Source organism: Paenibacillus medicaginis (assembly GCF_042138635.1).
In the GTDB taxonomy this organism is placed as follows: domain Bacteria; phylum Bacillota; class Bacilli; order Paenibacillales; family Paenibacillaceae; genus Paenibacillus; species Paenibacillus medicaginis.
This window is the reverse complement of record NZ_JBHIRY010000050.1, coordinates 1-20,025: the sequence shown is the minus strand read 5'-3', so window position 1 is coordinate 20,025 and position 20,025 is coordinate 1. Positions and strand designations below refer to the sequence as shown.

Annotated in this window: 19 protein-coding genes; 13 read left to right on the top strand and 6 right to left on the bottom strand. The window is 49.7% G+C overall.

The genetic code is table 11. The features are described from left to right. Window positions 1–358 precede the first annotated feature (358 nt). The 5 genes from ACE5LO_RS26550 (at window position 359) to ACE5LO_RS26530 (ending at window position 5,179) form a co-directional block, all read left to right on the top strand. Window positions 359–835 carry a hypothetical protein gene (locus tag ACE5LO_RS26550; protein WP_375522925.1) on the top strand — a complete coding sequence of 159 codons (477 nt, stop codon included), beginning with the start codon at window positions 359–361 and terminating at the stop codon, window positions 833–835. A gap of 226 nt (window positions 836–1,061) precedes the next feature. Then, on the top strand, window positions 1,062–2,561 hold the full coding sequence (locus tag ACE5LO_RS26545; RefSeq protein ID WP_375522924.1) for a spore germination protein: 1,500 nt from the start codon (window positions 1,062–1,064) through the stop codon (window positions 2,559–2,561). Window positions 2,562–2,584: 23 nt separating this feature from the next. Next, window positions 2,585–3,793 carry a Ger(x)C family spore germination protein gene (locus ACE5LO_RS26540; RefSeq protein WP_375522923.1) on the top strand — a complete coding sequence of 403 codons (1,209 nt, stop codon included), beginning with the start codon at window positions 2,585–2,587 and terminating at the stop codon, window positions 3,791–3,793. A 5-nt stretch (window positions 3,794–3,798) separates the two neighbouring features. Next, window positions 3,799–4,032 carry a hypothetical protein gene (locus ACE5LO_RS26535; protein WP_375522922.1) on the top strand — a complete coding sequence of 78 codons (234 nt, stop codon included), beginning with the start codon at window positions 3,799–3,801 and terminating at the stop codon, window positions 4,030–4,032. A gap of 28 nt (window positions 4,033–4,060) precedes the next feature. Next, window positions 4,061–5,179: a GerAB/ArcD/ProY family transporter gene (locus ACE5LO_RS26530; protein WP_375522921.1), complete on the top strand. Its 1,119-nt coding sequence runs from the start codon at window positions 4,061–4,063 to the stop codon at window positions 5,177–5,179. On the opposite strand, the gene ACE5LO_RS26525 is transcribed toward ACE5LO_RS26530, so the two are convergent. The 5 genes from ACE5LO_RS26525 to ACE5LO_RS26505 all read right to left on the bottom strand — a co-directional run bounded on the left by ACE5LO_RS26525 (window position 5,170) and on the right by ACE5LO_RS26505 (window position 9,563). Then, window positions 5,170–5,574 carry a hypothetical protein gene (locus ACE5LO_RS26525; protein WP_375522920.1) on the bottom strand — a complete coding sequence of 135 codons (405 nt, stop codon included), beginning with the start codon at window positions 5,572–5,574 and terminating at the stop codon, window positions 5,170–5,172. The genes ACE5LO_RS26530 and ACE5LO_RS26525 overlap by 10 nt on opposite strands. A gap of 5 nt (window positions 5,575–5,579) precedes the next feature. Next, window positions 5,580–5,774, bottom strand: coding sequence for a hypothetical protein (locus tag ACE5LO_RS26520; protein WP_375522919.1), 195 nt, complete (start codon window positions 5,772–5,774; stop codon window positions 5,580–5,582). 256 nt (window positions 5,775–6,030) lie between these two features. Further along, the gene (locus ACE5LO_RS26515; protein ID WP_375522926.1) at window positions 6,031–7,833 is read right to left on the bottom strand and encodes a rhamnogalacturonan lyase; all 1,803 of its coding nucleotides are present in this window, start codon (window positions 7,831–7,833) and stop codon (window positions 6,031–6,033) included. Between the two features lie 364 nt (window positions 7,834–8,197). Then, entirely contained in the window at window positions 8,198–8,824 is a 627-nt protein-coding gene (locus ACE5LO_RS26510) for a DNA-3-methyladenine glycosylase I (RefSeq protein ID WP_375522918.1), read from the bottom strand. 148 nt (window positions 8,825–8,972) lie between these two features. Further along, window positions 8,973–9,563 (bottom strand): TetR/AcrR family transcriptional regulator, encoded by a 591-nt coding sequence (locus ACE5LO_RS26505; RefSeq protein WP_375522917.1) that lies wholly within the window; start codon window positions 9,561–9,563, stop codon window positions 8,973–8,975. Window positions 9,564–9,713: 150 nt separating this feature from the next. On the opposite strand from ACE5LO_RS26505, the gene ACE5LO_RS26500 reads away from it, so the two are divergent. The 4 genes from ACE5LO_RS26500 (at window position 9,714) to ACE5LO_RS26485 (ending at window position 13,260) form a co-directional block, all read left to right on the top strand. After that, on the top strand, window positions 9,714–10,388 hold the full coding sequence (locus tag ACE5LO_RS26500) for a response regulator transcription factor (protein WP_375522916.1): 675 nt from the start codon (window positions 9,714–9,716) through the stop codon (window positions 10,386–10,388). Further along, window positions 10,385–11,452, top strand: coding sequence for a HAMP domain-containing sensor histidine kinase (locus tag ACE5LO_RS26495; RefSeq protein ID WP_375522915.1), 1,068 nt, complete (start codon window positions 10,385–10,387; stop codon window positions 11,450–11,452). The genes ACE5LO_RS26500 and ACE5LO_RS26495 overlap by 4 nt, the downstream gene beginning before the upstream one ends. Window positions 11,453–11,617: 165 nt before the next feature. Continuing rightward, window positions 11,618–12,547 carry an ABC transporter ATP-binding protein gene (locus ACE5LO_RS26490; protein WP_375522914.1) on the top strand — a complete coding sequence of 310 codons (930 nt, stop codon included), beginning with the start codon at window positions 11,618–11,620 and terminating at the stop codon, window positions 12,545–12,547. Next, window positions 12,544–13,260, top strand: coding sequence for an ABC transporter permease (locus tag ACE5LO_RS26485; protein ID WP_375522913.1), 717 nt, complete (start codon window positions 12,544–12,546; stop codon window positions 13,258–13,260). Before ACE5LO_RS26490 ends, ACE5LO_RS26485 begins: the two co-directional genes overlap by 4 nt. Window positions 13,261–13,269: 9 nt before the next feature. Here ACE5LO_RS26485 and ACE5LO_RS26480 read toward each other — a convergent pair whose 3' ends face one another. Beyond that, the gene (locus ACE5LO_RS26480; protein ID WP_375522912.1) at window positions 13,270–13,590 is read right to left on the bottom strand and encodes a hypothetical protein; all 321 of its coding nucleotides are present in this window, start codon (window positions 13,588–13,590) and stop codon (window positions 13,270–13,272) included. 159 nt (window positions 13,591–13,749) lie between these two features. Between ACE5LO_RS26480 and ACE5LO_RS26475 the strand changes: the two genes are divergently transcribed. Genes ACE5LO_RS26475 through ACE5LO_RS26460 form a run of 4 tightly spaced genes read left to right on the top strand, consistent with a single transcriptional unit; the run spans window position 13,750 to window position 19,740 of the window. Next, entirely contained in the window at window positions 13,750–14,556 is an 807-nt protein-coding gene (locus tag ACE5LO_RS26475) for a glycosyltransferase family 2 protein (protein WP_375522911.1), read from the top strand. A gap of 26 nt (window positions 14,557–14,582) precedes the next feature. Continuing rightward, a complete protein-coding gene (locus ACE5LO_RS26470) occupies window positions 14,583–15,923 on the top strand; it encodes a glycosyltransferase (protein WP_375522910.1) in 1,341 nt (446 codons plus the stop codon). Between the two features lie 16 nt (window positions 15,924–15,939). Then, window positions 15,940–17,397, top strand: a complete 1,458-nt coding sequence (locus ACE5LO_RS26465; RefSeq protein ID WP_375522909.1) for a glycosyltransferase — start codon at window positions 15,940–15,942, stop codon at window positions 17,395–17,397. Between the two features lie 36 nt (window positions 17,398–17,433). Continuing rightward, a complete protein-coding gene (locus ACE5LO_RS26460) occupies window positions 17,434–19,740 on the top strand; it encodes a glycosyltransferase family 2 protein (protein WP_375522908.1) in 2,307 nt (768 codons plus the stop codon). Window positions 19,741–20,025 lie beyond the last annotated feature (285 nt).

The following is a 20,025-nucleotide window of genomic DNA, read 5'->3' as shown; positions in this document are numbered from 1 at the left end:
CTACCCATGGTAGCCCTTATGCCGAGCGCAATTCCTCACACGGCTAAAGTCGCGTGTGTCCATGCGCGGTTATGAATATTCCATGTATCGGAAGATAGAGGAAATAAGAAGTCTGAGGAAGGAGTAGAAATCTTCTCTCTTGGACTTCTTTGTTTTGGCTTGGGTGCGGACCGAGCATTTATCGTAAAAAATTGGTTGATTGCTGAATGAAATAGCTGTAATACATGCACCTTTATGACACAAATTTGTGAAATTTCAGTATATTCAGACCCAAAAAAAAAGTAAAAAAAGCTTGTCTTCCTATGAACTATGGTCTACAATTCGAATTGTAGTACATAATAATATAAGGCGGTGTTTTATGAAGTTTCTACACGAACATGCTATTAAAACATCCAAGAGCCTACTAGCCGTATCCTTGCTTGTGCTTTCTGTATCAGGTGGGGTAGCCTGGGCATCTGATGAATCAGATCTCCAGTCATCGTCGCAAACCGCAGAATACTTTGTTGTAGGAGAAACAGCCGAGTCGGCACTTGAATCTCCCAACATTAAGATTACAGAGCCTCCAGCTCCACCGATTCCCCACTTTACGCAGAACGATGTTACTAAGGTGGAAACTTCTTCAGACAGCAGCTTTACAACGATGAATCAGCAAAAATATGTATCGGTATATCGGGATTTTGGCTTAAATGAAAGTATCCCCGCTTCGATGGTGTATACAGAAGACAATGGTTCAGCTGGACGCTGGGGAGGTACGCTGCAGAGAACGAACATAGTCCAATACAGTAATTATGTCAGAGTAACCTACAGTGGAACAGTATACAAAGACATAGATTAATACATACCGCCTGTTCCTAAAGGTGTAACTGATGTACTGAATGGTGGTTGAAGACATAAAGCGACAAGAATGACAGGTCCAAACTGGACCTGTCATTTGTATGTATGGGAGTCATCTGGACTGCCATACCGAAACCGTGCCATCTGCCATGATCAGAATCCTTCACCTGCATATTTACCGGAATTTGGGGCAATATACCAACAATTCCACCTGCCAGGAGGCTGACATGAGACCATCTGACTGTAGAACTACCGAGTTCAAGGAGCTTACGGACTCGCTGGCACAAAATATCCTTGGTATCCGCAGCTCGCTGGGTTGCAGCCCGGATCTGGTCGTCCGCCATCTCGATCTGGCAGAGCATACAAGCGCGGCCCTGCTGTATGTCGACGGATTGGTAGACATGCAGGTACTTCATCAGGCTGTTCTTGGAGCACTGGTAGGAAAAGTACCGGCCGAGGTGCTCCAATGTCAATCCCCAGATGAGCAGTTGGATTACCTGTTGAAGCATGTGCTTGCAGCCGCTGATGTGAACATCGATTTCGATCCCGGCAGCCTACTGAAAAGCTTGCTTTCCGGCAGCGCCATTTTCCTGCTGGAAGGGAGCGCAAGATTCATTCGTATCGCAGCTCCGGGCTGGGAAGAAAGAGCGATCGGCCAGCCCAACTCGCAGGCGGTCGTCAGGGGTCCCATGGAAGGCTTTACGGAGAATCTGCGGACCAATACATCGTTGATCCGCCGCCGGATCAAAGACAGCCGGCTGTGGATGGAGAACTTTGAAATCGGCCGCACCACCAAAACCAATGTGACCATCATGTATCTGCAGCATCTGGCGAACGCGGAAGTGGTGGAAGAGGTGCGCCAGCGACTAAACCGTATTCACACGGACAGCATCCTTGAGAGCGGTTATATTGAAGAGTTTATTCAGGACACAACGCTAACACCGTTCCCCACGATGTATGACAGCGACCGCCCGGATACAATATCTTCAGGCATTCTCGAAGGCAAGGTAGCCATTCTTGTGGATGGAACTCCTTTTGTATTGCTGGTGCCGGCATTCTTTATCACTTTCTTCCAATCGGCAGAGGATTATTATCAGCGGGCGGATATCGCAACCCTTTTGCGTTTAATCCGGTTCCTGGCTTTCATTATTGTGATGCTGGCACCGGCCGTTTATATCGCCCTTACCACCTACCATCAGGAGATGATTCCGACGACGCTGGTCATCACTCTGGCTGCACAGCGGGAGCGGGTTCCCTTTCCGGCATTTGTAGAAGCGTTGTTTATGGAGGTTACCTACGAAATTCTGCGTGAAGCAGGCGTGCGTATTCCGAAAAATATCGGCCAGGCGGTCTCCATTGTGGGCACGCTCGTGATTGGACAGGCTGCCGTGGAAGCAGGCTTTATTTCTTCCGCGAAGGTAATTATCGTCTCCATTACCGCGATTGCAAGCTTTGTCATTCCTGAAGTAGGGATGTCGATTAGCGCGAGAATGCTCCGGTTTATTTTTATGGGCCTGGCGGCGTTTATCGGCCTGTACGGGATTCTGTTCGGTCTTATTTTGCTGGTCCTGCATCTAACCTCGCTGCGTTCGTTCGGCATGCCGTTCATGAGTCCATTTGGTCCGTTTGTGCCTAACGATATTAAGGACAGCCTGTTTCGCTTACCCTGGAAATCGATGCGGACATATCCCAAGGAGAACCAGCCCAAAACTTTGAAGCGGCGATAGGGCCGAAAAGGAGCTTCGGAATCATGAAGGACAGACTCAGAGAGCGTATCCTCGGCGTGCTTGTTGTCCTGTCCATCCTGCCCTTGTTATCCGGCTGCTGGGAGAGACGGGAACTTAACCAAATAGCGTTTGTGCTTGGAATGGGGATTGATAAAGCGAAGAACGGATACCAGGTATCCATGCAGGCCGTCATCCCGTCTGATATCGAAGCGAAAGGCGGGGGCGGCGGAACAACGGTAACCTTGTATACCTGCCAGGGTTCAACCCTATACGAAGCATGGCGGAATTTTACATTAGTCAGCCCACGGGAAGGCTATGTCGGCCATGTCCGGGTTCTGGTGCTCGGCGAAGAGCTTGCACGCTCCGGAATAGCGGAAACGCTTGACGCCCTGAAGCGCAGCCGGGAAATGCGGACGGATTACTATGTGATGGTCGCCAAAAACGCCAAAGCCTCCGAGGTGCTGAGCGTGCTGACACCGCTTGAAAAAATCCCCGCCAACAGTCTGTTCAACTCGGTTAATATATCCAATAAACTTACAGCCGCTACGATTACGGTCAAAATGGATGAACTCATGGACAGTATGGTAACGGAAGGGCTGCAGCCGGTATTGGCAGGAGTAGAAATCGTCGGAAAGTCCAGCGGGGGCAATATAAAAAATATCCAGGATACCCGGCCAGGGACGAAACTGCGTTTTGACAACATAGCAGTGTTCCGTAAGGATCGGCTTGTCGGCTGGCTGAACAGACTGGAGAGCATCGGCTTCAGTTATGCGACAGATCGGGCGCTGTCCAATTCGGGGCCTGTTCTCGGGGATGACGGCAAAAAAATCGTGGTAGAGGCGTTATCCACAAATACGAAGCGCAAGGCCAGGATGATGAACGGCATACCGCATATTTACCTTCAGGTTTCAATGATTGCCAACATAGAGGATGTACAAAGCGGCATGGATATCACTACGCCTGCAGCACTTGCCGAATTAGAGAAGGAATGTGAGAGACGGGTGGTGCGATTAATGGAAGCGTCTGAAGAAAGCTTGATCGATACATACCGTGCGGACGCGCTCGGTTTCGGGAATCTGATCTACAAAGCTGATCCGAAGGCATGGCGCGAGCTGAGAAAGGGGCCCTCCACTGCTTATCTGAAGAACATCGAAGTGCATTACGCCGCGAATGTTCTGATCAACAGAGTAGGAATTACGGGGAACTCCATCATCCGCGATGTGAAGGAGTAAGGATCGTGAAAAATTGGATCATCACCCTCGCGGTGTCGGCGTGTCTCTTCCTGCTGGATATGCCTTTGCTGATCCGGTCCCGGAAGAAAAGGGACTGGATTGTTTATAGCGCCATGCTGACAGCGGGCATTGTAATTGTACTGCTGGCGGCACCGCAGAAGCGAATCCCCAGCCCGTTATATTTTCTGATATGGGTGTACGGCCCTATTAACCATTGGCTCAGCTCATGGTTTCAATGACTCATTAATTGCAGCGGAGGTATAAAGGATGCCGGAAAAATGGAGGATAAACACACGGCAGCTGACGATTCTCGTATTGCTTACACTCGTGGGGGATATGTCGCTTGTATACCCGGAGATTATGTGCTCTATTGCCAGACAGGATGCCTGGATTGCTGCTGCTGCAAGTATACCGCTGGGCGTAGCCTTGATCTGGCTGCTGCTCAAGCTGTGCCGTCTCCACCCTGAATCGACATTGGTGGAAAGCGCACAACGCATTTTGGGCAAATGGGCCGGAGGGGCTGTCGCTTTATTGTATCTGCAGTATTTTTTATTTGCAGGCTGTATCTATATCAGGGAAATCGAAGATTTTACAGGCACACAGATCTATGAGCGGACTCCGGGGAGTGTAGTTCGTATTATGGTGCTGCTTCTGATCGTCTGCGGTTTGTATCTGGGTCTGGAGGTTATTGGGAGATCTGCGGAAGTTTTTCTTCCGCTGTTTGCCTTTTTTCTGGTGAGCCTGTTTGTTCTGCTGCTGCCACAAGTACAATGGGACCGGCTGCAGCCCGTGATGGACACTCCCTTGATCACCATGGCTGAGGCTGTAAAATTCGGCGTGTTTTACCCTTTCGGAGAGGTGCTGATTGTGCTCATGATCTTTCCTTTCGCACGTTCCCAGCCGCATACCAACCGGGATATTCTAATCGGCGTTCTTCTCGCTGCCCTCGGACTTAACCTGATTGTGCTGCTGTCCATTACGGTGCTTGGGGTGTATTCCACGGAGCAGCATTTCTTTGTTGCCTACATCCTTGCCCAGAAGATTAACATCGGAGAATTTCTGCAGCGGATTGAGGCCTTGATGGGCTTCGCCTGGTTTATCTCCACTTATTTCAAAGCCATATTATATTTTTACGGTTTCACGCTCGGAACAGCCCAGCTTTTCCGTCTTAGCAACTATCGCATGCTGATTCTGCCTGCCGGTCTGCTCGCCTTCGGATTAACCCAGCTTGTATCTCCGGACATTATTTTTTACATCAAGACCATTCCGCCGTTTTGGGTCAGTTGGAATATCACGCTCAGCCTGGTTTTCCCGCTGCTGCTTTTGGGAGTAAATACGCTTAAGCAATCCGGCAAACGGAATAAACAGCCGCAGACTCAGCAATAGTCGGGTCTAAATGCAGATGAAAAGTGTCTATTTGTTTTTATAATTAGATTTAATGCAGCCAACAACAAATATTCACCGTACCCTTTTTTACGGTGTCTTAAATCAACTCCTAAATAGTGAAGCTTAACTGCTGGATAATATTTATATGATGGGAGCGAAGATAGCTTATGCTTTCTTCTTTTAGACTTTCCAATCTGCATCATATCATTGTAAAGAGAAAAATACCCGACAAAATCTCCTTGTTCGTTGAAGTAAAGTCGGGTATTCGTTAAATTTAGTTTTTGAAATTTTATTGCCTGCTCAACCAGAAAAGATCTTACCGATATCTCATCATCGCATTCAAACTGCTCAAGAAGCGCTGTATCGTCTTCTCGAAGCTTTCTGTATTCCAACATTTATTCTACTTCCTTTTCTCCTTAAAGTTTTGCATCATTTCTCTCATGCGATTCATTCCTACGCTTTCAGTTTTTTTTACTTGGGAAGCATAGTTCTCAAATTTCTGGGCAGCTTGCTCATTCTTAAATACTGTTTTGGTAGGTCGAATTGGTTTGATCTCAGTTACTGGCATTTCCTCATCCTCCTTATGCTCTTTCAACTTTCCAACACCTCCACATTATACTTTGATAAAAAGTATATGCTTTGGTTAAGGTTACTATACAAAATTCTGAAGTTTAGTATATTCTATCACGTGTTAGGTGTCATAGCTAGCCAAAGTCTGTCATTTCATGCCCAAGAATGACATCGAATTTTTGGTGCTGAAAAGTCGATAGAATCAATATTGGCAGCAGGCGCCTTAAAGAAGAAACGGCTTCCGGAAGCGCCGAAAGCCGTCATGCAAATCTATGTTAAGATTACTCGCCAGCCAGGTAGATATTCGGGCGCGGCGGCATGTCCATATCTGTTCCCAGGTAGAAGCCCGTATGTGGGGGCTGGTTGTAGCCCGTGTTCTGCCATGCCATCGCAAGCCGGTATACCGGATCATGCATTAACGTATGAATCCGGTAATCTGTTAAATCCGTGGTCGCGTAAATTCTTAGCGCGGTGCTGTCCTCCGTGCGCACGATCACCTCCTCGCGCCAATCGCCGAACAGATCGGCCTGCAGCGACGGGGTGCCTTTCGTATCGTTGTTCGAATACGTGCCGTCCATCGTCAGCAGGTTATCCAGCCGGTTCGTTTCGTAATTCCATTTATCGATCTTCGGAATGCCGACACGTTGCGGATCACCAAGCCACCGGTGGTCAAGCAGCTCCCTGCTCAGGTCGCCATCCCACCAGATGGCGAAGTTGACGGACGGAATGCTGCTGGCAATCTGCTCCCCTTTCGCATTGAACAGAAAACCGTTCGGACTGTCCCAGCCACCGCCGACCGACCAGGCTTCCGCACCCTTGTAGCGCGGGTCAATATCCGCCGCGAGCCCGCGCCCGACATCCTTACTGAGCTGCGGCAGCCCCCACAACACGCTGCCGGTGCGGGCGTCCTTCAAGTTATTGGAGTATGGAGCAGACTTGTTCTCCTGCACGGCAAACAGCTCCAGACCGGGGCGGTCCGGGTCCAGGTCGCCCAGGTGCATGGCATCGCCGTGACCGAGACCGGAGTTCCATAATCCTGTTCCGTTGTCGTCAATCGCGGCAGGTCCTGTCACGATCTCATCCTTGCCGTCACCGTCAACATCCGCCACGCTCAGTTGATGGTTGCCCTGCCCAGAATATGACGCGTTCTCCGGTGATTTCGTATCAAAAGTCCACAGCTTGGTCAGTTCTCCATCACGCCAGTTATAAGCAGCCAGGACCATTCGTGTGTAATACCCGCGTTGGAAGACAAGGCTTGGACGCTCCCCGTCCAAATAAGCGATCACAGCACCAAATCGGTCCACACGGTTGCCGTAACTGTCACCCCAATCGCTCACCTTGCCCCGCGGCGGATCGTAATCTTCGGTGACGAGCGCTGCCCCGGTCTCCCCGTCAAAGATCGTAAAATATTCGGGGCCAGACAAAATGTATCCGCTTCCATTTCGGTAGTCGGCAGCCACGTCCCCGATGACTTTGCCCATGCCGTCGATGGTGCCATCCGCCGTTTTGACCGCAACCTCAGCCTTACCGTCGCCATCCAGATCATACACCATCATTTGCGTATAATGCGCGCCGGAACGGATATTTTTGCCCAAGTCGATACGCCACAGGCGTGTACCGTCCATGTTGTAGGCGTCAATGAAAGTATTGCCCGTATAACCTGATTGCGAATTATCCTTCGAGTTGGTCGGGTCCCATTTCAGGACGATGTCGTACTGGCCGTCACCGTCCAGATCGCCGACAGATGCGTCATTCGCCCGGTACGTATAAGCTCCGGAGGGTGTTTCCCCGCCTGCCGGTTTTTGAATAGGCACCGTAAGATAATTTGTCTCCCAGACGCTGACCGGACCGGTCAGCCGCTCCTCATTGCCAGCACCGAGCGCCTGCAGCGTGTAGGTTGAGCCGGCTGTGCCTTCCGGGTCCAGGACATTCGTGCTGTCCGTGATCGGGCTTTCCGTTACCTGCTCCCCGTCCCGGTACAGATGAAACGAGACGTGGTCAGGGTCTGTGCCGAGCAAACGCCAACTGACAAACACGCCGTCATCGGTAGCGATGGCGACAAGAGCGCGGTCCAGTTGCTCCATTTGTCTTGCGGGGGACGCTGATGGTGCCGCATGGATTCCGATCCCCGGTCCATACACCGAGTCGGTGACCGTATTCTGCGCTGTATCGGCTGGATCAGCCTGATCCTCGAGCATCGTAACTGAGCCTGAAGCCAATCCGACCTGCGCCGGAGCCAACAGTGCCAATATAAGCATAGCGGATATGAAGTGGAGTCCTCTTTTCTTCCCTTGCATGGATATTCCCTCCTTAAAAAGAGTTAATAAAGCGCTTTCAAGGATCTGGAAAACAAATGTTCCTCCCTTCGCCTGTAATTGGAATAGTCTTACATATCCATTATAGAAATGCTCCGCTACGCTTGTCTGTTTAAAAATCCGCCCAATTCCTTTAAAAATCCGACATGGAATGCGTGGGACGCCGAAACTGTTGGCGCACACGCTCAACCTCTTCCCGAATACTGCAATCATCGGCATGATCGTTGATCAACCCCATTGCTTGCATGAAGGCGTACACTGTAGTCGGTCCAACGAATTTCCAGCCCTGCTTTTTGAGCTCCTTCGACAGCGCGATCGATTGCGCCGAAGTGGATACGGACTGCGGCTTGGCCAGTTGGCTCCGGTCAGGCTCGTACCGCCAGATAAAGTTAGCCAGCGAGCCTTCCCGCTGGACAAGCTCCTGTGCTCTCCGCGCATTGTTAACCACCGCCTCGATCTTGCCGCGATGACGGACGATGCCTTCATCGCCAAGCAGACGGTCGATGTCGCGCTCTGTATAACACGCGATCCGGTCAAAATCAAAATCATGGAACGCTGCACGGAAATTCTCACGTTTCACAAGGATCGTGCGCCAGCTCAAGCCGGATTGAAAGCCCTCCAGGCTTAGCTTCTCGAACAACCGGTGATCGTCGCTGACCGGAAATCCCCATTCGGTATCGTGATAATGCAGCATCTCCGGCATGGTACCACACCAGCGGCAGCGAGGATGACCGTCGGGTCCTGCTATCGTCATATTCATAAATTCCCTCCTGATTCGTGTGCAAGCTGCGCAGAACTCGTATACGAGCTCACCCGGCAAGCTTCAAACGCAAGACGTTATATCAATCTCGCTGTTCTTCGTTATCATACCACCTTCGAGGATATACACATACGCCAATTGTCAAATATCATTCTTTCATATAAATTGGCATCAACACCTCATCAACCAACTGACTCAAATACTCCTTCGATACGTTCCCGCCACGCACCATATTCTCAAAGCGCAAAATATCAAACGGCAAGCTCATTTGCATAACCGAAAATTTATGCTTGATTTCTCCACGTTGTCTGGCAAACTCCTCTAATTTCTTCATCACCTCGATATTACTTTCACGCCCCCGGACGGAGAGCTGCTGGAACTGCTCATTTTTCTGGCTCAGCTCAAACAAAATAGCGCTCATAATTTCCGGACCGACAGCCTCCAGAAATTGCTGATACAGCTCTAAAACAGCTAATAAGTCCTCTCTCAGGCTCCCTTTTCCATGCACCAAATCAATCATTTTTCCGCCGAGCGCCTGCCTGTATCTGTATTGCACCAACGCATACAGGAGATCAGCCTGGTTATGATAACGCCCGTAGATGACGGTTCTGCTTGTTTTCGCCTGTTTTGCAACGTTTTGAAAGGTCATATGCTCATATCCTGTTGTTGAAAGAATTTCATATGCTGCTTCCAGAATTGCCACTTCCAGTTTTTCTCCTCTTCTTCGTTCCATGGCCATCAGTATTTCCTCCCGATTGATCTCTTTTAATAAAGAATACCACAATTTAGCGTACAACTTGTACTTTATTCACTTGAGGTGTATAATCCATTCGAAATAACATACAAAATGTACTTTAATAACAATTACAGAAAGGAGCTGCAAGCCATCATGAATAAAATATTGGTCGTCGATGATGATCCTCACTTTCGCAAGTTGGTGAAAGCTGTTCTGGGCAACGAAGGCTGTGACCTGTATGAAGCCTCCGATGGAATAGAAGCTTTGTCCCTGCTGGAGTCCGTAAAAGTTGACCTGGTCATACTTGATGTGATGATGCCGAATATGGATGGCTGGCAGCTGTGCCGGGAACTGCGGACTCACTATGACCTCCCGGTGCTGATGCTCACGGCTAAAGGGGAAATCTCTCAGAAAGTGAAGGGATTCCAATTGGGCACCGATGATTATCTGGTTAAACCTGTCGAGCCGCTGGAATTGGTGATGCGGGTCAAGGCATTGTTGAGGCGTTATCAAATTGTATCGTCCCAAACGATGCAAATCGGTGAATTGTTCATAAATCGTAAAAACTATGAAGTTACAGTGGGTAAAGCCATCATTTTTCTGCCACTCAAGGAATTCGAGCTTTTGTTCAAATTGGCCAGTCATCCGAATAAAACATTTTCACGGGAACAGCTCATTACGGACATATGGGGATACGAGTTTGAAGGAAATGAACGGACGCTGGATGTGCATATCAACCGGTTGCGTCAACGTTTTCCGGAAACGAATCACTCTTTTGCCATCAGAACCGTGCGGGGGCTTGGCTATTGTCTGGAGGTTCATTCGTGAAAAAGGGGCTCTCGCGCAGAGATAGGATATTTCGAGGGTTCGTTTTGTTCATCGTCATTTTTGCCATTATCATTGGCTGCGGCGCGCTGGCCGGACTGTTTACACGCATCATTTTTTTTACAACAGGGCATGATCCGGCAGAAGAATCTATTTATGGTCACAGCCTCACTTGGCTGATTTTGATCGCCCTCTTATTGCTGGTGAGGTACTACCTGAAATACGGAAACATCACAAAATATTTCGATTCATTTAACACCGTCATCCACGTATTGGATAAAATCGCCAAAGGCGACTACAAAGCCAGACTGAAGGAACCATTCAATGAACACGAATCGTTTGGCGAATTGGTGAAGAGCGTGAATAACATGGCTGCGGATTTAGAGCAGATGGAGAGTATGAGGCAGGAGTTCATCTCCAATGTATCTCACGAAATCCAGTCTCCTCTTGCGTCCATCCGCGGGTTTGCCCAAGTCCTGCAGAGCAATGATCTATTAAGTACCGAGGAGAAAAAGCTCTATTTAGGCATTATCGAAAGCGAAAGCGCGCGTCTGTCCAAGCTAAGCGACAGCCTGCTCCAGCTTGCTGTTCTGGAATCGGAGAATATGAACTTGCAGCCTCGGCCTTATCGTCTGGATAAGCAGCTCAGGGACTTGATTCTGGCCTGCGAACCGCAATGGAGAGGAAAAAAAATCGGTGTGGAGGCTTTCCTGGACGAAGTAATCTGTACGCTGGATGAAGACAGGATGAGTCAGGTGTGGATTAATTTGATTCATAACAGCGTCAAATTCACACCCGAGGGCGGCAGGATACGGGTTGAATTGCGTCAGCATGGTGAAACCATCGAGGTTCAAATAGCGGATACGGGAATAGGCGTTTCAGAGGAAGAGCAGAAGCGTATTTTCGAGCGTTTCCATAAAGCGGATAAATCAAGAGACCGTTCGAATCAAGGCAGCGGGCTCGGTCTGTCTATTACCAAAAAAATTGTAGATTTGCATGGTGGCGATATCCATGTCCGCAGCACCCCGGGTACGGGCACAACATTTACGGTCACTTTGCCAAATTAGATGCCATATAAGTGCCGGTCATGTAGAGTTGCGGTCCATGTAGAGTGTCAATCATGCAGGAGTGTCGAATATGAAAATTTTGGGATTTCTGATTTAAATTCAGTTTACTCACTTGTTATACGATAACTCCGAGGAGAGATTCCATAAAAAAAGGAGTGCTGATCGATGTCAGAAATCATGATTCAAACCCGCAATTTGATTAAACAATATGGAGACCGGAAGGTGCTTGACAGCATTTCCCTTTCCGTCAAAAAAGGCGAAATCTACGGCTTTCTGGGGCTCAACGGCGCAGGGAAAACGACGATCATTCGGCTTCTGCTCGGCATGATCCGTCCTACGTCTGGAGATGTCCTGCTGAACGGCAAACGGGTGGATGCTGGCGATCCTGCTTTATGGCAACGTGTGGGATATCTTGTGGAGACGCCCTATGCCTATCCCTCATTCACCGTGCGGGAGAACCTGGAGATCATCTGCCATCTGCGGCAGCTTTCCAGTACGAAATCCATTGATGAAGTCCTTGCGAAACTGAAGCTGACTTACTATGAGCATACGAAGGCAAAAGACCTGTCCCTGGGAAATGCGCAGAAACTCGGCTTGGCGAAAGCGCTGATTCATAATCCGGATATTCTGATTCTGGACGAACCTACCAATGGTTTGGATCCAGCCGGTATTTTTCAGGTCCGTCAATTGCTGCAGGATCTGGCCCGCAATCATGGTGTCACCATCTTTATATCCAGTCACATTCTGGAGGAGATGTCCAAGATGGTGTCCCGGATCGGCATTATCCATCAAGGCCGCTTGATTCAGGAATTAAGCGCAAGCGAGCTGAATCAGGCATTCCACAGACACCTGTTAGTAGAAACCGGGCAAAAAGAAGCGGCAAGAGCAAAGCTCGCGGATGAAGGATATACCGTTCATTTGTCCGAAAATGGATGGCTTGAAGTCACAAGCGAACATGCCATCCGGCATCCGGAACAGATTGCGCAGCTGTTAGTGCATGCCGATCTTCCGCCATCGCTGCTGAAGGTTGAAGAAGAAAGTCTGGAGTCTTACTTTTTGAGAAGTGTCGGGATGATTGGAGGAGATGCGAAGTGAACTATTTCATTGCTGCTTTCAGGGTCGAAATTTACAAATTACGCCGTTCTTCGGTCCCTTGGTTAACGCTTCTGTTCGTCATGGCCGTCGTTTCCCAAGAAGCAGGACAACCGGATTGGCATTCCTATCTGAGCGGTGCAGTCTATCGGTTTACGATTTTGGGCTCCATCGGCTTTGGCTTTCTGACAAGCTGGTTATTCGGCCGTGAATATGCGGATCGCACGCTAAAGGATCTGCTTGCGTTGCCTGTGTCGCGCCTGAACATTGTGCTGGCGAAATATGCAGCGGTCCTCATGAGCTGTGTGTTGATCACAGTGATCTTATTTGTTTATGTGCTTGGCTTGGGAATGATTGTGGGACTGCCCGGACTATCAGCGGACATGATTTGGCAAGCCTTTGGCGTGTTCGCCTTGACTGCTGTTTTCAATATGCTGCTGTGCACACTTGCCGCTTTTATAGCATGTTGGTCACGCGGGTGGCTGGCTCCGATCGGGTTTGTTTTCCTGACATTAGTATTGGCGTTAATTCTTGGGCCAAGCCCGGCCGGCCCCTATGTTCCATGGGCCATTCCGGCACTGCAAACGCTGCATTTCAGTTCCGGGGGAACCGCAGCCGAGATATTGAACATGATGAGCTATATCATTCTTTGCGTGGCCGGAGCTGCCGGATTCGTCGGTACCTTGGCATGGTGGCGTTATACGGATCAGAGGTAAAGACTCCATTTAGTTGTATATGATCATCATCTGTGACAGAAAAGGGTTGGGTGTTGAAAGGAAACAAATCTTTTTGAAATACTTGGATAATTTCTTTAATGCCTTACTTTCTATAATATCTTCTTCGCCCCAGCCTGCACAATAGAATAGAAAATAGGGGGATAGTTCAAGTTGTTGTTGAACAAAATGTATGAAAATCCTTTCTTCCTGATTAGCTTCAATCCCAATAAGTTCGGCTTCATCAGGCTGATACTGGTACGCAACATAAGGCGTACCTTCCGAGTAACGACCCTTTCCTTTACCTAAAAGGGACAAAATGAATGGGTTCAACCGGGATTCCTCACCACTAATCCACGTTATCTCCTTCTGTATGGCATTTTCAAATACAGGGAACCATCTCCTCATTCTGGGCATATATTAGGGGTGATAACGACACTTAAGGCATTATCAACCGGTTAATCCCATCTTAAACTAAGGAGAGAATAGCGAATGTCCCAGGACTTGTTAACCGTAGCTATACTGGCCAAGGATAAGGCGCACACTTTACCTTTGTATTTGAACATGATTGAACAGCAAACGTACCCCTCCTCCCGAATTAAGCTCTATATCCGGACGAACAACAACAACGATCACACTGCGGAGGTTCTGAGAAACTGGGTGGATCGGGTGAAGGACGCTTATCATGAAGTGTACTTCGACGACAGCGATATCGAGGAGCCGGTACAGGACTATGCTCCCCACGACTGGAACATACTCAAGCTTAAAGCGTTGGGAAGGATCCGACAAGAATCTGTACAGTGGGCGATGGATCGAGGCACCCACTATTTTGTGGCAGACAGCGACAATTTCATTGCACCAGATACCATTGAAACCTTGCTGAGTACCGGAATGCCGGTGATCGGGCCGTTATTAAGGATAGCTGAGTCACCGGAAGCCCTCTACTCCAATTATCACCATCTGACCGATGAGAACGGTTATTTAAAACCGTCCACCCAGTACCATGAAATTCTGTTCAGGACGGTCAAGGGTCTGATTCAGGTGGATGTCATTCATTGCACTTATGTAATCCGCAAGGAATTTCTGCAATATGCACAATACGATGATGGTACTTATCGCTTCGAATATGTGATCTTCAGTGACGGGTTGAGAAAAGCCGGGATTCCCCAGTATATCGACAATCGGCGGGTTTACGGGGCGCTAACGTTTGTGGACACAGCACAAGACTTCGTGGAGAAGAACGTTGAGCCAAATTTTTACGAGTTTGCAGGCTTACAGGGAATGGGATGTATAAAATAACATAATTTGTACACGGAGGCGTTGATATGTTAGCTCCACTCACACAACCGGAGCACGAGGACAGAATCAGGATCGGAAATGGATGCCGCAGTGGACCGGGGCTGGTCATTTCCATTTCAAATCGCATGGAAATGGCGGATGATATCGAGATCGGCCCCTATGTCTCGCTGTGTGATGCGGCCTCTCTTGACGAAGTGTTACAGATTCCTGTGCCAGGGAAGCCGGTCCCTTCCGCTCAGAGCCTGCTGCGGATTGGAGAACGCGTGCGCATCGGAGCGCGGGCCACGGTATCCGGCAGCATTCACATTGGCAGATGGTCAGTCATCCAGCCGGGCAGCGTCGTCGTCTCGGATGTGCCTGAGGCATGCAGAGTAGCCGGTAATCCGGCGGTTGTGACCGCTGTCTATGATCCAGCCACATGCTCATGGGAGGATGTGGACACCCCACAGGAAGCGGAGGCAGCGCTTGCCCGGCGCAAGAATCAGCCCCTCCTGTCGATCTGTCTTCCCACCTATAACCGGGAAGGGCATTTGCAGGCCTGCCTGAACTCCATCTTCAGCCAGATTGGAGCGACCGATCTGGTGGAGGTGATTGTATCAGATAACTGCTCTCCCGACGGAACGCACGAGGTGGCGGCCCGTTTCATGGAACAATACCCTAATATGCGTTACGTCCGCAATCCAGGCAATATCGGCGCTGACCGGAACATTGTACAGGTGGCACAGATGGCGCGGGGAACCTTTCTTAAGCTCCACGGAGATGATGATTATTTTCTGCCTGGAACGCTGCGATTGCTGCTCTCCACCTTGCATAACCATCCCGACTGCAGCCTGATACATACGCACCCCGCTGGCACGGATGGAAAAGTTACGGTCGGAGATGGCATGAAAGCTTATTTGGCGGCTGCGTCCACTCATACGATTGCCATGGTCCAGACCTCAATGCGCCGTAAGGACTGGATGTCCCTGGAGAACCGTGATCACTGGGCATATACCTCACTGAGCCAGATCTATTGGCAGTACGGAATGCTGACCCAGAATCCTAAATTTTGTATCTTGAACCTCAATCTATATTGGTACGCTGGCACCTCACCGGAAGGTTATAACATTGGAATGGTAGGTATCCGCAACTATGAGGAGGCCTTGAGCCAGTTCGAGGGGAGCGGATTAGACAGGGCTGACATTGATGCGGAGATGAGCAGACAGTTGCTTAATAGTATCCTACCAATATACAGAATGTTTGCTCAGAATAAAATGGATGCCGATTTTACCGACTTTGAAGCTTATTATACGGCATGCTACAATCATCAGCCATATTACGAACAGGTTCTGCAAGAAATCCGCGCCCTCAGGGCCCAAGCGATGTAAAGGAGAGGCGAAAGCGATGAGTTTGCCAACATTCAAGGGGGTTGGGGAAGGCACTCAACTGGCACCCGGCGGAGTTGTGGAAGGCGCGGAAAGGATAACGCTTGGCCGTCAGATCTCTGTGCAGGCTCCTTATCGGTTGACTGCACGGACCGGCGCGGACTGGAATGAGACTTCTCCGCCGCTGCTCTCGATCGGGGACAGGTGTAAAACCAGTTCCGGCCTGGTCATAGACGCTTCCCATTCCGTCAAGCTGGAATGTGGAGTCATGATTGGCCCCAATGTGTATATCACGGATAAATTTCCGTTTCAATGGGAGAATGATTCGCTTTTCATAGGATATGAAAACCGCCCGGCAGGCGAGCTGGCCATTGGCGCGGACACACTCATCGACAGCGGCGTGGTTGTGGAAGGCAGTCTGCGTATCGGCAGAGGCTGCCTCATCCGTCCGAACAGTGTGGTGGTTCAGGATATTCCCGATTATTGTGAAGTGTCCGGCAACCCGGCCAGGATCACCCGGATTTACATGCCACATCCAGGGGAATGGGTTGCCGTTGCTAGCCGGGAGGAGGCTGAAATGCTGCTGGAGCAGCGCCGGGGCCAACCCTTCTTGTCGATCTGCATTCCTACCTATAACCGGGCTGCCTGTCTGAACCAATGTCTGCAGTCGATTTTCTCGCAGATCGGGGATACTCCGCTAATCGAAGTGGATGTGTCCGATAACGCCTCGACCGATGAGACGCCCGAGGTCGTCCGGCGGTATATGGAGACGTACTCCAATTTGCGTTATTCCCGCAATGATGAGAACCTGGGGGCAGACCGCAATATTTTGAAGGTCACGAATGAAGCACGTGGAGCATTCACCAAGCTGCAGGGAGACGATGATTTTTTTGTAGAGAATACCCTTTGGCCGTTATTGTCTGTCATCCAGCAGAACTCTGATTGCGGACTCATTTTTATTAATGTCCTGAATGGAGACGGTAACGTGATCCGTGGTGAGGGAGCAGACTCCTTCCTGGCACACCTCAGCTACAACGCCACCTTCATGACTTCGATCATTCTGCGGCAGGCGGACTGGCATCAGGTTGAAGACAAAACACGCTTCATCGGCTCCTCACTGACCCAGTTCTATTTTCAATTCGCTGTATTGTCCGGGGTCAACCCGAAATTTGCTATAATGAACTCTTGCATGTTCACCTATGCGGGCAATGAACCGAAGGGATATAACATGGGCGAGGTCTTTGTCAGAAATTATATGGATATATTAAGATTTTTTTCTGGTAAAGGATTAACCGAGGAAGGCATCAAACGTGATAAAGAGCGGACGCTGCGAAGCTTTCTGATGCCGTCGTATCCGTCGAATCGCCGCCGTTTTGCCCCGGAATTCACGGCTGGCTTCGAGGAGATTTTCACGGAATATTATCAGGATGAGCCTTATTATCAAGAAGTGCTGGCATGGTTCCACAGCGTAGGATAAGCGGGAATCGTACCTAAAATAAGGAGAGATTGCTACATGTCTCAGGAATTCGTAACTGTAGCCATATTGGCTAAGGACAAAGCGCATGTTTTGCCTTTGTATTTGGATATGATTGAACAGCAAACGTATCCCTCCTCTCAAATAAATCTCTATATCCGGACCAATAACAATAACGATGGCACCACAGAGATGTTGAAAACATGGCTCGATCGGGTGAAAGATGCCTATCATGAAGTCTATTTCGACGATCGTGATGTGGAAGAGTCTGTACAGAATTACGGACCCCGTGAGTGGAATCCTCTCAAGCTTAAAGTGTTGGGCAGGATCCGGCAAGAATCCGTACAGTGGGCGATGGAGCGGGGCACTCACTATTTTGTGGCGGATTGCGACAATTTCATTGCGCCGGATACGATTGAACGGTTGCTGAATACGAAAATGCCGGTGATCGGACCCTTATTAAAAGTGGCTGAGACACCGCAAAGCCACTACGCCAACTTTCATCATCAGGCCGATGAGAGCGGTTATATGAAACCGTCCAGCCAGGACTATGAAATCCTTTATGGGACGCTCAAGGGATTGGTTCAAGTGGATGTTATTCATTGCACGTACTTCATCCGCAACGAATTTTTACGATATGTGCGCTATGACGATGAAAGCGGCCGCTATGATTATGTGATTTTCAGCGATGGGTTGAGAAAAGCCGGGATTCCCCAGTACCTCGACAACCGGCGCTGTAACGGAGCGGTCACATTTGTGGACACGGTTGAAGACTTTGTGACCAAGAACGTGGAACGGAATTTTTACGAGCTTGCAGGCTTGCAGCTGGAAGTGAAGCATTCAAGCCCTCCGGTCTCAAAGGATGCAGAGAAAGAGGAGGCTGCAATGAGTCCTCCGCCGGCATTCAAGGCGGTTGGGGAAGGCACGCAAGTACAGCCCGGCGGTGTGGTGGACGGGGCGGAGCATATAACAATGGGCCGTCAAGTTTCGGTGCAGGCTCCTTATTGGTTGACTGCACGAGTCGGTTCGGATCACAACGAGGCTTCTCCGCCGCTGCTTTCGATGGGGGACGGATGTACAATCAGTTCCGGCCTGGTCATGGACGCTTCCCGTTCCGTCAAGCTGGAGTGCAACGTCATGATTGGTCCTAACGTGTATATCACGGATAAAATTCCGGCTCAGTTGCGGGATGATCCGTTTCTCATGCGATATGAAGACCGCCGGGCGGGTGAACTGACCATTGGCGCAGACACACTCATCGACAGCGGCGTGGTAGTGGAAGGCAGCTTGTGTATCGGCAGAGGCTGCATCATCCGTTCGAACAGTGTGGTGCTGCAGGATATTCCCGATTACTGTGAGGCGTCCGGCAATCCGGCCAGAATCACCCGGATTTACATGCCGCATCCGGGCGACTGGGTTGCCGTCGCTAGCAGGGAGGAGGCTGAAATGCTGCTGGAGCAGCGCCAAAGCCAGCCTTTCTTGTCGATCTGCATTCCTACCTATAACCGGGCTGCCTGTCTGGATCAATGCCTGCAGTCGATATTTTCACAGATTGGGGATACTCCACTGATCGAAGTGAATGTGTCTGATAATGCATCGCCCGATGAGACGCCTGAGGTCGTCCGGCGGTATATGGAGAAGTACTCCAATTTGCGTTATTCCCGCAATGATGAGAACCTGGGGGCGGACCGCAATATATTAAAGGTGCTGGATGAGGCGCGCGGGTTATACATCAAGCTGCAGGGAGACGATAATTATTTTGTGGAAAACAGCATCTGGCCGCTGCTGTCACTCACCCGCCGAAACGCCGATTGCGGACTTATCTATATTAATGTGCTGAATGGAGACGGCAATGTCATTCGCGGAGAGGGCGCAGAATCGTACCTGGGACAGATCAGCTTTATCGCCACCTACCTTCCATCTTTGATTCTGCGGCGGGCGGATTGGCATAAGGTTGAAGACAAGACGCGTTTTAACGGAACCTCGCTGAGTCAGTTTTATTTTGTACTCAACCTTCTGTGCAGTACCAATCCGAAGTTTGCCATTTTCAATTCCGTCATGTTCGCCGGTCCGTCCAACGAGCCAAGAGAACACACCATGGGTGAGGTCTTTATCCGGAACTATCTGAACATTCTGGGGCATTTTGTCGGCAGGGGTCTGAGTGAGGAAGCGTTCAAACGCGATAAGCATTGGCTCCTGCACGCTTACGTAATGCCGCAGTATGAATGGAATCTCCGTCATTTTGCACCTGAATACACGACAGACGTGGTGGAGACTTTCGTGGAATGTTATAAGGATGAGCCTTATTATCAGGATGCACTGGCATGGTTCCACAGCGTGATATGAAGAGGAGACCCAATCCACTTTAACCTTTGTAGCTGCTGGGTTCTGAGGAATTCGAATCCTCATCTAGTGCTGGACAGTCAAGCTGCCAGCCGATCGTGGCAAGACATGTGATACTCGCTTTTCAGGAGCCTTGCACGATTATCCCGTTGGATCAGGTAAGGAAAAACAGAAAACCGGGAACCGAAAATATACTTTAGGCTCGCTAAAGGTTACTACTTAGGTCCCCCCCACCTCCTGCAAAAAAATTTCGTACATGTAAGGAATTCCAGCCCTTCGTGTAGAATT